General features: G+C 64.1%; 15 protein-coding genes. 6 read left to right on the top strand and 9 right to left on the bottom strand.

Going from position 1 to position 13,991, the window contains the following annotated elements; genetic code table 11:
- Window positions 1-115: 115 nt before the first annotated feature.
- The 3 genes from CLV89_RS07490 to trxB form a co-directional block, all read right to left on the bottom strand.
- The gene (locus tag CLV89_RS07490; protein WP_106163009.1) at window positions 116-1,804 is read right to left on the bottom strand and encodes an adenylate/guanylate cyclase domain-containing protein; all 1,689 of its coding nucleotides are present in this window, start codon (window positions 1,802-1,804) and stop codon (window positions 116-118) included.
- A gap of 197 nt (window positions 1,805-2,001) precedes the next feature.
- Window positions 2,002-3,030: a fatty acid desaturase gene (locus CLV89_RS07485; RefSeq protein WP_106163008.1), complete on the bottom strand. Its 1,029-nt coding sequence runs from the start codon at window positions 3,028-3,030 to the stop codon at window positions 2,002-2,004.
- Between the two features lie 475 nt (window positions 3,031-3,505).
- On the bottom strand, window positions 3,506-4,447 hold the full coding sequence (trxB, locus tag CLV89_RS07480; protein ID WP_106163007.1) for a thioredoxin-disulfide reductase: 942 nt from the start codon (window positions 4,445-4,447) through the stop codon (window positions 3,506-3,508).
- 244 nt (window positions 4,448-4,691) lie between these two features.
- On the opposite strand from trxB, the gene CLV89_RS07475 reads away from it, so the two are divergent.
- Window positions 4,692-5,192, top strand: coding sequence for an Lrp/AsnC family transcriptional regulator (locus CLV89_RS07475; RefSeq protein WP_106163006.1), 501 nt, complete (start codon window positions 4,692-4,694; stop codon window positions 5,190-5,192).
- Between the two features lie 74 nt (window positions 5,193-5,266).
- Here CLV89_RS07475 and CLV89_RS07470 read toward each other — a convergent pair whose 3' ends face one another.
- The 5 genes from CLV89_RS07470 to lgt all read right to left on the bottom strand — a co-directional run bounded on the left by CLV89_RS07470 (window position 5,267) and on the right by lgt (window position 9,455).
- A complete protein-coding gene (locus CLV89_RS07470; protein ID WP_106163123.1) occupies window positions 5,267-6,034 on the bottom strand; it encodes a Hint domain-containing protein in 768 nt (255 codons plus the stop codon).
- A 251-nt stretch (window positions 6,035-6,285) separates the two neighbouring features.
- The gene (locus CLV89_RS22575) at window positions 6,286-6,441 is read right to left on the bottom strand and encodes a hypothetical protein (RefSeq protein ID WP_165798099.1); all 156 of its coding nucleotides are present in this window, start codon (window positions 6,439-6,441) and stop codon (window positions 6,286-6,288) included.
- Window positions 6,442-6,709: 268 nt separating this feature from the next.
- Entirely contained in the window at window positions 6,710-7,477 is a 768-nt protein-coding gene (gene pgeF, locus CLV89_RS07465) for a peptidoglycan editing factor PgeF (protein WP_106163005.1), read from the bottom strand.
- Window positions 7,474-8,547 (bottom strand): class I SAM-dependent methyltransferase, encoded by a 1,074-nt coding sequence (locus CLV89_RS07460; protein ID WP_106163004.1) that lies wholly within the window; start codon window positions 8,545-8,547, stop codon window positions 7,474-7,476. Before CLV89_RS07460 ends, pgeF begins: the two co-directional genes overlap by 4 nt.
- Entirely contained in the window at window positions 8,544-9,455 is a 912-nt protein-coding gene (gene lgt, locus CLV89_RS07455) for a prolipoprotein diacylglyceryl transferase (protein ID WP_106163003.1), read from the bottom strand. The genes CLV89_RS07460 and lgt overlap by 4 nt, the downstream gene beginning before the upstream one ends.
- A 114-nt stretch (window positions 9,456-9,569) precedes the next feature.
- Here lgt and CLV89_RS07450 point away from each other — a divergent pair, with 114 nt between their 5' ends.
- The 5 genes from CLV89_RS07450 (at window position 9,570) to CLV89_RS07430 (ending at window position 13,140) form a co-directional block, all read left to right on the top strand.
- Window positions 9,570-9,815, top strand: a complete 246-nt coding sequence (locus tag CLV89_RS07450; RefSeq protein WP_106163122.1) for an accessory factor UbiK family protein — start codon at window positions 9,570-9,572, stop codon at window positions 9,813-9,815.
- A 612-nt stretch (window positions 9,816-10,427) separates the two neighbouring features.
- Entirely contained in the window at window positions 10,428-10,928 is a 501-nt protein-coding gene (locus CLV89_RS07445; protein WP_106163002.1) for a type III secretion system chaperone family protein, read from the top strand.
- Window positions 10,929-10,989: 61 nt separating this feature from the next.
- On the top strand, window positions 10,990-11,805 hold the full coding sequence (gene proC / locus CLV89_RS07440; RefSeq protein WP_106163121.1) for a pyrroline-5-carboxylate reductase: 816 nt from the start codon (window positions 10,990-10,992) through the stop codon (window positions 11,803-11,805).
- Window positions 11,798-12,148, top strand: a complete 351-nt coding sequence (locus CLV89_RS07435; RefSeq protein WP_106163001.1) for a tRNA-binding protein — start codon at window positions 11,798-11,800, stop codon at window positions 12,146-12,148. Before proC ends, CLV89_RS07435 begins: the two co-directional genes overlap by 8 nt.
- Window positions 12,148-13,140 (top strand): 2-hydroxyacid dehydrogenase, encoded by a 993-nt coding sequence (locus CLV89_RS07430; protein WP_106163000.1) that lies wholly within the window; start codon window positions 12,148-12,150, stop codon window positions 13,138-13,140. Before CLV89_RS07435 ends, CLV89_RS07430 begins: the two co-directional genes overlap by 1 nt.
- 254 nt (window positions 13,141-13,394) lie before the next feature.
- Here the strand turns inward: CLV89_RS07430 and CLV89_RS07425 are convergent, their stop codons facing one another.
- A complete protein-coding gene (locus CLV89_RS07425) occupies window positions 13,395-13,988 on the bottom strand; it encodes a thymidine kinase (RefSeq protein ID WP_106162999.1) in 594 nt (197 codons plus the stop codon).
- Between the last annotated feature and the right edge of the window lie 3 nt (window positions 13,989-13,991).

Below are 13,991 nucleotides of genomic sequence, written 5' to 3'. Positions count from 1 at the left end.
CATCGGAAAAAGGACAGTGTGAGCGTTTACTGCCGCGTTTGGATCATCGGTCACGCAAAGCAGCGGATGTGTGGAACAGAATTCGCCGGGTTTCGCGCGCAGTCGGTCCAGTGGTTCAGGATCGGGCTGGGGGGCGGAGCGTGGCCACCATCGTATCGAGGCTTGATGCGCGGGGCAGGGGCAGCGCGTCGACGGGGGCATCGACACCGCGCAAGGCAAATGTCTCATACCCAATGTCCGGAGGCGGTAGCTCCGCCGCCTCGAACACCGCGCGCGAGACCAGAAGCTCGACCCCAAGGTCCTTGGTCTTGGCCTCAAGCCGACTGGCAGCATTGACTGCCGCGCCGATCAGGGTGCGCGGGGCCTGACCGGCCGCGCCGATCTCGCCCAACACAACCGTGCCGACATGCAGCCCCATGCCGATTCGCACCGGCGCCTCGCCTTCGGAGGACAGCAGCTGGTTGAAGCGGGCAAGCGCCGCGCCGATATTGGCCGCCGCCGTCAGCCCGGCTGCGGCAGAGCTGTCAGGCGTGTGTGTCTCGAACAGGGCAAGCATACCGTCGCCCATGTATTTGTCGACGGTCCCCCCGGCGCGGGTGACCTCGGGCACGATGGCGTCAAAGAACCGGTTCAGCAGAAACACCACATCATAGGGCAGCAAGCCTGCAGAGCGTGCGGTGAAGCCGCGAATATCAAGGAACAGCACCGCGATGGTTTTCTCCTCGCCCTGTGCCGCATGTAGCTGGCGGCGGCCCTGTGGCGCATAGACCCGTTTCACACTCAGCGCCGAGGTGGGGCGGATCTGGCAGGCCAGCCGCATATTGTCGGCGGCGTTGATGGCGGCGAGGCTGCGCGCTTCGGCGGGGCTGGGGGGAGGGAGATCCTCGAACCCATCGGTGATGGCAACCCGGCAGGTGGTACAGCGCCCCTTGCCACCACAGAGCGAGGGATGGGGTATGCCTTTCATCTGTGACATTTCCAGCAATGTCAGGCCACGGTCGGCGGTGATTGCGGGACCGTTTTCGTAGGTGATACGCACCGAGCGGCTGCGCTTTATCAGGCGACGCAGGATGTAGGCACCGCAGGCCAGCCCCAAGAGGGCGAAGAAGACGCAGACACTGGCGCTGTTTATGGTCGCCAGTTGGGCAAACCCGGCGGCGTCGGGCCAGTTGTAATCCGCCATGATCTGCGCGGCAAAGCCGTCTTCGGCAAAGACCCCCCACATCCGGCGCCCCTCGGTCACCAGACCAGCCAGCGCCAAGGCAGGCACCAGCACCGCAAGACCGATCATATAGGGCACATATGCGGCCCACCAGCGGGTCAGGCGCAGCCACATGTGCAGGCCGATGCAGCCGTGTATCCAGACCGCGAGCAACAGCAGATATTGGTGCAGCGCTTCGGGCGAGCTCCAGAGCATCAAGATCACCGAGGACATCTCGTCCTGATAGTCATAGACGCGGGCGGCGTAATTGGTGTGCACGATGTGCTGAAACAGCTGCAGTGGAATGAGGATCCCGAGGCTCAGCTGTAGCCACTGGGTGAAGCTCATCCGCAGGGTGCGCCGGGTGGCCACCTGCCAGAGCGCCAGTCCCGCATGCACAAGGAGCGACCCGTAGAGGACGACCTGGCCAACGGGGTTCTTGGTCACCGCCTCGCGCGCTTCCTGTACCGTTTCCAGCAGCTCGGGCGAAACCAGCCCGGCTGCGACGTTCAGAAAATGGAAAAAGGCGAAGGTGAACAGCACCAGCCCGGAGACCAGTCTGCTGCGTTGTATCCAGTTGCCCCGCCAGAGTGCCTGCGCCACGGGTGTTCCGCCTCTGTTGCTATCTGGTTGGGTGTAGGCGATCCGGAGCGGCCTGTCACCTGTGCGCTACGCGCTGCAGGCCGCGCATCTCTCAACCATGCGAGGGAGGGGGATCGGTCGGGCCCCGGATGTCGGGGCGTCGCTGCCGCGCCACGGCCCGGCCTGTGATAGGCGGCGGGCTGTGGCGCGGCAGGGGCTTAAGCGGGTGTCGGCGTGAAGGCGTCGGCCAGTGTGACCAACCGGCGGCGCTCTTCATCCCAGAGCTTCAGTCGCACGCAGCGCAGGCTTTCGCCGAGGCTGAGCCGCTGGGCACCTTCAAGGCCGGGATGGTCCCGCAGCACGGCGGGAAGGCGATAGAAGGGAATGCGGCTGTTGAGGTGATGCACGTGATGCAGACCGATGTTGGCGGTCAGCCAATGCAGCGGCGCGGGCAGGTCGTAATGCGAGCTGCCGTGCAGGGCGACCTCATGCAGGTTCCAGTCCGGCTCGTGTTCATACAGCGTGTCTTCGAATTGGTGCTGAACATAGAACAGCCACACGCCTATCGTTGCGGCGCAGACGGTGGTGGGAAGGAACAGAAACAGCAACGGATCAAGCCCGCCGAACATCACGACGGCACCAAGCACGAGGAAGACGGCGATATTGGTGCCCATCGCGCTGACCCAATAGCGCGCACCGGCGCGCATCAGACCAAGGGGCAGGCGGTTCTCGAACAGGAACACCCAGGCAGGGCCAATCCCGAACAGCACCACCGGGTGCCGATAAAGCCGATACCGCAGGCGGCCCAGCCGCGATTCTGCGCGATATTCTGCGGTGGTCATCGTGTAGACTTCGCCGGGGCCGCGGCGGTCCAGATTGCCAGCGGTGCCATGATGGGCGGCGTGGATGCGCTGCCAGACATCATAGGGGGTGACTGTCAGCACCCCAAGCGCGCGCCCGACCCAATCGCCCAGCGTCTTGTTGCTGAACAGGGCCCCATGACCGCAGTCATGCTGGATCACGAACAGCCGGACCAGAAAGAAACCATTGAAAATGGCGATGGGCACGGCGAGCCAGGGGCTGATCGACAGAGCCCACCACCCCAAACCCCAAAGCAGCAGGAACGGACCGAGCGTCAGGCCAATCTCCAGCAGGCTGCGGCGATCCGATGGGTCGCGATAGCGCGCGAGAATGGGAACCCAGCGCCGCGCGTCTGCGGCTGCATCACTGGGGTGTGGGGCGGTCATGGCAGGAGTCTCCGGTGGAGGGCCCGAACCGGTCTGGCTCGAAGCGCGATGAGATAGAGTGTCCGGCTGCCGCAGGACGCGGACCGGGTCGTGAGCGCCTCGGCGATCTGGACACCTCACATCAGGATCGACCCAGCGCACTGGGTCGCAACGGGTTGAATGTCAGCGAGACAAAATGACGTTTCGCGCATCGGCCTTGTCGCCGTGGACTAGTCGACGCAGTCCGTCAACCCCGCCCGTTGCCTTTTTGACCGGATCCGAGGCCCTGAATGCCTGCTGAAGTATCCCTGAGTAGGAGGAATAAAGGCTCTATTTCAAGGGCTTATCGTGCTGGTGGCGCGGATACGCTCCCGCAGGCTGAGGCCATCCGCCGCGCGCGCCATGGCTGTCACTGGCGGCTGGAGGTCAGTCGCGAACAGGCTCCCGAGGGGACCGCGGGAGCCTGTTCTGATGCGTTACGGGCCAGAGGCGCGGTTTACTCCTGCTCAGCCAGGAACCGCTCGGCATCGAGTGCGGCCATGCAACCCATGCCAGCAGAGGTGACCGCCTGACGGTATTTGTGGTCGGTCAGGTCACCAGCGGCAAAGATGCCGGGGATCGAGGTCTCGGTGGAGCCGGGTTTCACCGTCACATAGCCGCCATTGTGGGTCTCCAGCACGTCCTTCACCAGTTCGGTCGCGGGGGCGTGACCGATGGCGACAAAGACGCCCTTGGCGGCAATCTCGGTGATCTCGCCGGTCTTGGTGTGTTTCACCCGCACGCCCTCGACGCCAAGCGGCGCATCGGTGCCGACAACCTCTTCCAGCTCGTGGAACCACAGCGGCTCGATCTTGGGGTTCTTCATCAGCCGGTCGATCAGGATCTTTTCGGCGCGCAGCTCGTCGCGACGGTGGATCAAGGTGACCTTGGAGGCGAAGTTGGTGAGGAACAGCGCCTCTTCGACGGCGGTGTTGCCGCCACCGATCACCACGATTTCCTGACCGCGATAGAAAAAGCCGTCGCAGGTGGCGCAGGCGGAAACGCCAAAGCCCTTGAACTTCTCTTCCGACGGCAGGCCCAGCCATTTGGCGCGCGCGCCGGTGGCCAGGATCACCGCATCCGCCGTGTAGGTGGTGCCGCTGTCACCCTTGGCCACGAAGGGGCGGGCAGAGGTGTCGAGCGAGGTGATGATGTCGCCGATGATCTCTGTGCCCATCGCCTTGGCGTGGGCTTCCATGTTGACCATCAGGTCGGGGCCCTGGATCTCGGTATGGCCGGGCCAGTTCTCGACCTCGGTGGTGGTGGTCAGCTGGCCGCCGGGCTCGATGCCCTGCACCAGGACCGGTTCCAGCATCGCGCGGCTGGCGTAGACTGCGGCAGTGTAGCCGGCCGGGCCGGAGCCGATGATCAGGACCTTGGTGTGGCGCGTGTCGCTCATGGTTTTTCCCCACGTCTGAGTGTTTGCGGTCTTGCCGCCGTCGGAGACTGCATATAACTGCGGCGCGCGCATGCTTAAAGACCCTCGTTGATGCACCCTGTGCAAACCGGGCGACCCGTTCTCTGGGCCGGTCACGGTGCACGGGGCGATGGGTGTTAGAAGAATGTTGTGAGTTTGTGAAATAATGTTGCGTGAATTTACGTCCCTGCTATAAGAAACGCAATTCTCAGGAGATAGCACCCCAATGGTCACCACACGTCTGGACCCGATTGACCGGAAGATTCTGTCGGAGCTGCAGGCCGATGGCCGAATGACGAATGTCGAACTGGCCAAACGCGTCGGAATTTCTGCGCCGCCCTGTCTGCGCCGCGTGCGCGCCTTGGAAGAGGCCGGATTGATCCGCGGCTACCACGCGGAAGTGAACGACCGCGAGCTGGGATTCGAGGTTCAGGTCTTTGCCATGGTCGGGCTGGAAAGCCAGGCGGAGTCAGAGCTGACGGCCTTTGAGGAAAAATGCCGTGGCTGGCCGCTGGTGCGTGAGTGTCACATGCTGAACGGCGAGGTGGATTTCATCCTGAAATGCGTCGCGCCGGATCTGTCCACCTTTCAGGCCTTCCTGACCAGCGATCTGCTGACAACGCCGAATGTGGCCAGCGTGAAGACCTCATTGGTCATTCGGGGCGCCAAGGACGAACCCGGCGTGCCCTTTGATGTGCTTGAGGCACGGCTGGCGCGTCAGGCCTAACCTCGCACCTTCGGTTGAGAACATCCTGCTGCCGCTCCTCATGAAAGGGGCGGCATTTTTGTTGGGTCTGTGCCTCAGGCCTGCAGCGCGCGGGCGCGATCAAAGGCGAGCGGGCCAAAATCCGCGATCTTGTCCACATGCGGGAACATGTTCAGAAAGAGCGTCTTGATCGGGTAGCTGACCAGCCGCAGGGCGTCGAGGCCGGGATGGTAGGTTTCAAACTCCAGCCCACCGACGCGGATCACCGCATGGCGCGCAAGGCAGAGGTGATACATGTCCACCGGCGCTGGCGGTGTGGTTTCGACAATGTTCATTCCGTCGAGGAACTCTGTAACCGGGGTCAGCAGCGGGCCATCGCCTTCAGCGTGGCGCAGGTGGGCCGGGGTGCGTAGCAACCGTGCCGAGGGGCCGCTGATCACACAGGACATCGGCTTCTCCATGCCGAGGCTGTCGGCCATGAAACTTGTGAGGGCGTGGCGCGTGCCGGTGGCAGCCTTGCGACCGGGCACCAGGGTTGTCATGCCTTTCCAGATCAACGGCTGATAGCTGCCGTCGCGGGTCAGGACCTGATCGCCGGGATAGAGATCCTCGATCGCCACAGGGCCGAAGTCCGTCTCTACCAAAGAGCCCCGGGTGAAGGCGCAGAAGGCCTGTTCGAACAGCGGCAGCGCCGGCGCAATGTGACGGGTCTCGGCCAGGTTGCCATTGGGCAGCAGGCTGGCGACCTCGTAGCGGCGCAGCTGCGGTTTCGGTCCGGCCTGCGCGGCCGCCTGATCCCGCAACACCGGTTGGGTTTCGGTAATATTTGCGGCAGCGCGCTGCAACGACTGGGGCAAGGTCATCATGCTTGGCCTTCTTTCCCTAAGGGCGCGACCTCCGGCCCCCACCGAAGGTATCGCGCGTGATCTTCAGCCCAGAGCCTGCCCGGCCCAGAGCAGCCCGTCGTCCGCACCCCCTGCCTGCAGAAAGCATGGGGCGGACACAGAAACGAGCGTCTCGGCCGTAGGGCGGGACGGGCAATGCGCCTGCAGGTGGTCTGCAGGTGGGCCGGTTTCTCCGGCGGGTCCGCTCTGTCGAACGATCGATGGATCGTTCAGGCGGATTTCGCGACAGGCGTCGCGTCAACGAGGTCTTTCCGGCGGCGTGCAATCATGGCCTTGCGGGGCGCACCACGGGTCCAGGGCAGGCGGATGTCCTGTGCCTTGGACGTGGCGACGATGGATTTCACAAAACGTGACTGCGCGGGCATTCTAAATCTCCTGTCCGCCAAATTCGGGCAGCTGAATTCTTTCTACCGTCAGTTTTCGTTGAATATTGCGGTCTGAATATGGCCAGCGCGTGGAAACAGCGGTCCAACAGCGGAAAAGTCCGCCATCGCCCGGAGGTGCCCTTAAGTCATTGAATTTATTGAGTGTGGTGGGTGCAGCTTACGCAAGGGAAGGTGATGGTCGGACATCACGCATTCAAATTATGGCAGAACTGCAAAGCCGCCGCCACAATGCGCGGGCTGCGGCCACTCAAAGCCGGATGCAGGAAATCAGGCGCCCGTAGTCGGCTTCCTTGGCATGGGTTGTGCGACGATAGGAATAGAACCGATCCGGGTCCGAATAGGTGCAGTGCCGGGTCCATTCGCACTGCTGGATGCCTGCGGAGCGCAGCCGTGCAAGTCCCAGGGCCGGCAGGTCGAAGAGCATGCGATCTTCTTTGCCCTGCGCGAAGAAGCGCGCGTTTTCGGGGGACTGCGCCATGAAGTCGTCAAAGAACTCCGGCCCGACCTCATAGGCGCGCTGGGAGATCGTTGGGCCGATCACCGCGCGGATGCCCTCGCGGGTGGCCCCGAGCGACAGCATGGCCTCAATGGTGGCCTCAAGCACCCCATCAAGGGCGCCGCGCCAGCCGGCATGGGTCGCGCCGATGACCCCGGCCTGATGGTCGGCAAAGAGCACTGGCTGACAGTCGGCAGTGAGCACAGAGAGCGCCACGCCGGGGGTGGCTGTCACCAGCGCGTCGGCACGGGGGCGCGGGGCGGTGGGATCTTCGGGCAGCCCGTCGATGACCGTTACATCTGCGGAATGAACCTGATGCATGCCCACCAGCGCGTCGGTTGCGACCCCCATCGCCTCTGCCACGCGGGCCCGGTTCAGCATCACCGCCTCGCGCTGATCGGAGGAGCCGACACCGCAGTTCAGCCCCTGAAACACGCCGGAAGAGGCGCCGCCCCTGCGGGTGAAGAAGCCATGGTGAGCCGGGGTCAGAAGATCCGAGGTGACGATTTCGAGGGTCATTTTTCCAGTCCTGCGGGGGGAGGGCATTTGGCGGGATAGAGGCCGAGCACTTTGAACAGGGTTCCCATTTCTTCGGGGTGCGTCAACCGTCGATGTGCGGCGATCAGCTGATCCAGCGGAGCGCCGTCCAGATTGGCGGCGAGGGTTTGCGCGCGTTCGGTGATGCCCAGCCGTTCCAGAAACACTCCCTGCGGTGTGACGCGGGTGTGGGCACAGCCCGAGGCACGGGCGGCGCGGCAGAGCACCTCGAAATCCACATGCGCGGTGAGGTCGGACTGGCCCGGATCGATGAGCGGGTCGGCGGGCGCATGGGCGCGCATTGCTTGCAGCGTATCACCAAGTGAGCGCCAGTCGCCATAATCCACCAGCAATGCAGCCCCGCCACACTCCGCAACCCGCTGGGCAATGGCCTCGCAGAGCACGCCGGCGATCTCGCAGAGCTCTACCAGCTTGCCGGCGGGCGTGTCCTCAAGCCGGTGGTCCAGCGCGGGTTGCGGGGCAGGGGCGCCAAGCCCGAGGCAGAGTGCGGCGCTCTCGGTGTCATAGCCAACCCGGCGTTCGCGCCAAAGGTCGCCATCACGCTGGAACTGACGGATCGGTAGCGCGTCGAAGAACTCGTTGGCGATCAGAAAGAGCGGCTGTTGCGGCAGATCCTCGACCGAGGGCAGCCACTGCGGAGCATAGTCCCGAAGCGCGCTGGCCTGCTGGTCACGCAGGCGCGGCGAGGCCTCGATCAGCACCAGATCCATCGCGTCGTGAAACCCCGGCACCATGCGGGTGGCGCGCAGCATATCGGCCATCAGGGTGCCCCGTCCGGGGCCCAGCTCGGCCAGGGTGAACGGCGCGGGGCTGCCTTGGTCGAGCCAGGATTGCACCAGCGCCAGCCCCAGCAATTCGCCAAACATCTGGCTGATTTCCGGCGCGGTGATGAAATCGCCCTCCGCTCCGATGGCGGTGGCGGTGGTGTAATAGCCAAAACTCGGGTTCAGCAGGCATTCGGACATATAGTCCGCCAGGCTGATCGGACCATCAAGCAGAATGCGGCGACGGAGCGTGTCGGTCAGGCTCATGCTGCGGCCCCGGTCTTGGCGCTGGTGCGGCGGGCGCGCAGGGCGAACCACAGACCCAGTGCGATCATCGGGATCGACAGCGCCTGGCCCTGGGTGAGACCAAAGCCGCCGATCTGCCAGGCCAGCCCCAGCGGATTGCCGTCAGAGATGAATTGCGCGTCCGGCTGGCGGAAGAACTCAACGATGAAACGGGCGATGCCATAGCCGGCGAGAAAGGTGCCAAGGATGCGGCCCGGTGCGTGAAAGGCGTGGCGGCGGTAGACCATCCAGAGGATCAGAGCGCCGAGGATCAGCCCCTCCATCGCGGCCTCATACAGCTGGCTGGGGTGGCGGGCGCAGATTTCGCCCAGTGCCTGACCGCAGTCCTGTGCCGCACGGCCCGGAAAAGCAACGCCCCAGGGCAGATCCGTCGCGCGGCCCCAAAGCTCGGCGTTGACGAAATTCGCCAACCGTCCCAGCAGCAGGCCGGGGGCCACGGTATGGGCCACCAGATCGGCCATGGCCAGTTTGTCGATGCCCTGAGCACGCGCATAGGCCCATGCCGCCACTACCACGCCGAGAAGACCACCATGAAAGGCCATGCCGCCCTCCCAGATGCGCAGGATCTGGGCCGGATTTTCAAGATAGACGGCAGGTTGATAGAACAACACATAGCCCAGACGACCCCCCAGGATGACGCCGAGGATGATCCAGGTCATCAGATCTTCGACCTGACGGGGCGCCATGGGGGCGGTGCCATTGGCCCAGAGGGCCGGGGTTTTCACGGCACGCACCGCCAGATGCCAGGCGATCAGGATGCCGGCGATATAGGCCAGCGCGTACCAGCGCAGGGCGAAGTCCATTCCAAAGAGGGAGATGGAGAAAATCTCCGGCGACAGGTTCGGGAATTGGATCATCTCAGCCAGCATGGGGGTCTCTGTGCCTCTTTGGAGCAAGTGCTGTCAACGACTTGCCGTTTGGTGTTCTAGCGCCCATATAGGCAGCAAGCCTCACAGAGGTAAGACATGAAACGGGAGATGGCCATGCAGACCCGCAACAAGATTATGGATGATATTTCGCAGCTGATGACCAACGCCATGGGTGTGGCGCAAGGGGCGAAGGACGAAGCGGAAACCGCGATGTCGGGCATGATCGACCGATGGCTCGCCGATCGCGATTTCGTGACCCGCGAGGAATTCGATGCCGTGCGCGCCATGGCGCAGAAGGCCCGCGAAGAGAACGAAGCGCTTAAGGCGCGTCTGGATGCGCTGGAAGCCAAATCCAACTGAGTGCGCTGATCCTGTCCGAAGGGCGCGCGCGGTGTAATTCGCGGCGGGTCACCGGGATCTGAACGCTCTTTGTCATATGGGAAAAGGGATGCGGCAGTGCATCCCTTTTTCAGTTTGAGCCTCCGCAGGGGCGCAGAGCGGCCCCGGCAGAGGCCGTGGCGTCTGACGCTGCTCGCGATCCCACTGCCCGTAGGCGGGGCGGGGGCTGGGCCGGAAGAACGCCGCGGCGCGGGCATGCGGCTGCGGCGTTTGACGCCGGAACAGGGCGGGGAATCGCGGATCGGCGGCTTGGGCGCGCGTTTTACGGTGATGTATTGGTCGTGCCGTTCTGCGGTCACAAAACAGGGGCCGCCTGCCTCCATCCCGGAGCGACAGTCTAGGCCGCTCGGGTAACGCCTGTGTGTCAGCCTAGCAGAACCCCGATATTTTGCACAAGAATTCCAGTCATCCACAACTTATTGCAGTTGTCCCCAAATAAAGGGTTGCCACGGATGCGGCACGCGCCCACCATATCTGGTAGGGAGCAGGGGAACCCTCCCTGTCCTTAGATAAGACAGCTAGCAATAGGGGCTCACTGCGGGTCCAAAAGCTAGAGACCAGAGAGGTGGCATCATGGCACTTTCCGAGCACGAGCTGCAGGACGACCTTCACCCGATCGACCTTGTCGAGAACCTCGCGTCCCATCATGACTGGGATTTCGACCGTATCGCCGATGACCAGATCGCCATGGCGGTGGAAGGGCAGTGGCGCACCTATTCCCTGACCCTGGCGTGGTCCGATTATGACGAGACATTGCGCATGGTCTGCAGCTTCGAAATGGAGCCGCCGGAGGCCAAGGTGCCGCAGCTCTATGAGCTGATCAACCACATGAACGATCAGTGCTGGGCCGGGGCGTTCAGTTACTGGCCGGAGCATCGGCTGATGCTTTATCGCTACGGGCTGGTGCTGTCGGGCGGGCAGATGGCGACGCCAGAGCAGGTGGATGCGATCGTGCAGGCCGCAGTCAGCAATTGCGAACGCTACTACCCGGCGATCCAGCTGATGGTCTGGGGCGAGCGCCCGGCCAAGGAGGCAATGCAGGTCGCCATTGCAGAGGCTTATGGGCGCGCGTAAGTCTTAGCCCCATCAGCTGACCTCGGGTCGGCATCAACCGGAACGACAGATGGTGGATATCATGGATATGGAACAGATCGCGGCGCGCGGGCTGGTGCTTTTGGGCTGTGGCAAGATGGGGTCGGCTATGCTTGCGGGCTGGCTGGAACGCGGATTGCCGCGCGAGGCCGTCTATGTGATGGACCCCAAACCCTCAGATTGGCTGAAGGGCACCGGCGTGCGGATCAATTCGGCCGCGCCCGAGCAGCCTGCCATCGTTTTGGTGGCGTTGAAGCCGCAGGTGATGGCCGCGGCGCTGCCCACAGCGAAATCCTACGGCGGCGGCGACACCCTGTTTATTTCGGTGGCTGCGGGCACCTCTATCGCGACTTTCGAGAAGATGCTCGGCAGTGGCACCCCGATCATCCGCGCCATGCCCAATACGCCGGCGGCGGTCGGGCGTGGGATCACCGCGATCATTGGCAACGCTCATGTGACCGAGGCGCATCTGGCGCAGGCCGAGGGGCTGTTGCAGGCGGTGGGTCAGACCGTGCGATTGGAGAGCGAAGGCCAGATGGATGCGGTCACCGGGGTCAGCGGCTCCGGCCCGGCCTATGTGTTCCACCTGATCGAGACGCTGGCCGCCGCGGGCGTGGCGCAGGGCCTGCCGGAGGATTTGTCCATGCAGCTGGCCAAGGCGACGGTGGCGGGCGCAGGCGCGCTGGCCGAGGCCGCAGAGGAAGATCCGGCGCAGCTGCGGGTCAATGTGACCAGTCCCAATGGCACCACGCAGGCAGCGCTTGAGGTGCTGATGGATGAGACCGCCGGCTTCCCGCCGCTGTTGCAGCGCGCCGTGGAGGCTGCGGCCAAGCGCTCTGAGGAGCTGTCGCGTGGCTGAGATTTCCTTTGATGACTTTCTGAAGGTGGATGTGCGCGTCGGCAAAGTGCTGCGGGCGGAAACCTTTCCCGAGGCGCGTCAGCCCGCCATCAAGATGTGGATCGACTTTGGCGACGAGATCGGGGAGCGCAAGTCCTCGGCCCAGGTGACGGCGCATTACGCGCCAGAGGATTTGGTGGGCAAGCAGGTGATGGCGGTGGTCAATTTCCCGCCGCGCCAGATTGGCAAGTTCATGTCCGAGGTGCTGGTGCTGGGTTTGCCGGACGCCGATGGTGAGATCGTCCTGATCGGCCCTGACGGCGAGGTAACTGCCGAGGTGCCGACCGGCGGGCGGATGCACTGATGTCAGGTGCGATCACAGGCACGGGGACGGGCGCAAGGACGGGCCGCGTGTTGATCACCCGGCCCATGACAGCAGCCGTGGAGGCCCGGGCACGGGCAGAGTTTGATGTGGAGATCCGCAGCCAGACCACGCCGATGACCCCAGATGAGATGATCGCCAGCCTGCGCGATTTCGACGTGGTGGTGCCGACCTTGGGCGATGCCTATGGGGCGGAGATCTTTGCCGCCGCATCGGCGCCGCGCTGCCGGTTGCTGGCCAATTTCGGCGTCGGTTTCAATCATATCGATGCTGAGGCGGCGCGCAGGGCAGGGGTCGAGGTCGCCAACACGCCCGGTGCGGTGACCGATGCGACGGCGGATATTGCGCTGACCCTGATGCTGATGACGGCCCGGCGGGCGGGCGAGGGCGAGCGATTGGTGCGGTCCGGCCAATGGGCGGGCTGGCACCCGACCCAGATGCTGGGGCTACACCTGTCGGGCAAGCGGCTCGGCGTCGTTGGACTGGGGCGGATCGGGGATGCGATCGCGCGGCGGGCGCATTACGGGTTCGGCATGCAGATTGCCTATGTCGCGCGCAGCGACAAGGCCACCGACTATCCTGCCGAACGCGCGGAAAGCCTGATGGCGCTTGCGTCCATGGTCGACATGCTGGTGATCGCCGTGCCCGGCGGGGCGGAGACCCGGCATCTGGTCGACGCGCAGGTGCTGAAGGCGATGCGACCCCATGCGCATCTGGTCAATATTGCCCGCGGCGAAGTGGTGGAAGAGGCGGCACTGATCGCGGCGCTGCAGTCCGGGCAAATCGCCGGTGCGGGGCTGGATGTCTACGAGTTCGAACCCGAGGTGCCGCAGGCGTTGCGCGATCTGGACAATGTCGCGCTGCTGCCGCATCTGGGCACTGCGACCGAAGAGGTGCGCAGCGATATGGGCCATATGGCGCTGGACAATGTGGCAGCACTTCTGGCCGGGCAGCGCGTGCCGAACCCCGTCTAGTCTGCATCGACCCCGGATCGAGACGGCATAGCGCCCAGTGCTTCAGACGCACGCCTTCCGTCAAGACCGATCTTTTAGGGCTGTATTGGGGCGGGCAGCCAGCCCGATGGGCTGGCTGCGGCACGCAAGGTGCCAAAGGCACCTTGCGTGCCGGGCCCAACCGAACCGGCGGCGCCTTGGCGCAGCCCGGGTGCGGGCGGGAGGCCCACCGGCCCTGACCGAACCTGAGGTCGACGCTTGCGGTCAGAGCACGCTCAGCTGTTATCTGGTAGATCGCCCATGGCGGCGCGCCAGTGGCGGCGGCAGAGGGAGACGTAGCTTTCATTGCCACCGATCTGCACCTGATCGCCTTCGGTCAGAACATTGCCCTGATCATCCTGGCGCACAACCATGGTGGCTTTCTTGCCGCAATGGCAGATGGTGCGCACCTCGCGCATTTCATCAGCCAGTGCCAGCAGGGTGGCAGAGCCGGGGAAAAGCTTGCCCTGGAAATCCACCCGCAGCCCATAGGCCAGTACCGGAATGCGCAGGTCATCCACCACACGGGCCAGTTGCCAGACCTGATCCGGCGTCAGGAACTGCGCCTCATCCACAAAGATTGCCGCTACCGTCCCCTGCTCTAGCCGGGCGCAGATGCGGGCGTGCAGGTCGTCCTCGGGTCGGAACACATCCGCTTCGGCGCCAATGCCGATGCGCGACGCAATGCGGCCGGCGCCCGCCCGGTCGTCAACGCTCGCGGTCAGCAGATAGGTCTGCATGTTGTTTTCGCGGTAGTTGTGAGACGCCTGCAGCAAGACGGTCGATTTACCGGCGTTCATGGTGGAGTAATTGAAGTAGAGCTTGGCCATGGG

Source organism: Tritonibacter scottomollicae (assembly GCF_003003215.1).
Classification (GTDB): Bacteria; Pseudomonadota; Alphaproteobacteria; order Rhodobacterales; family Rhodobacteraceae; genus Epibacterium; species Epibacterium scottomollicae.
The sequence above is the reverse complement of the archived record's forward strand: the minus strand, read 5'-3'. Positions and strand labels throughout refer to the sequence as shown.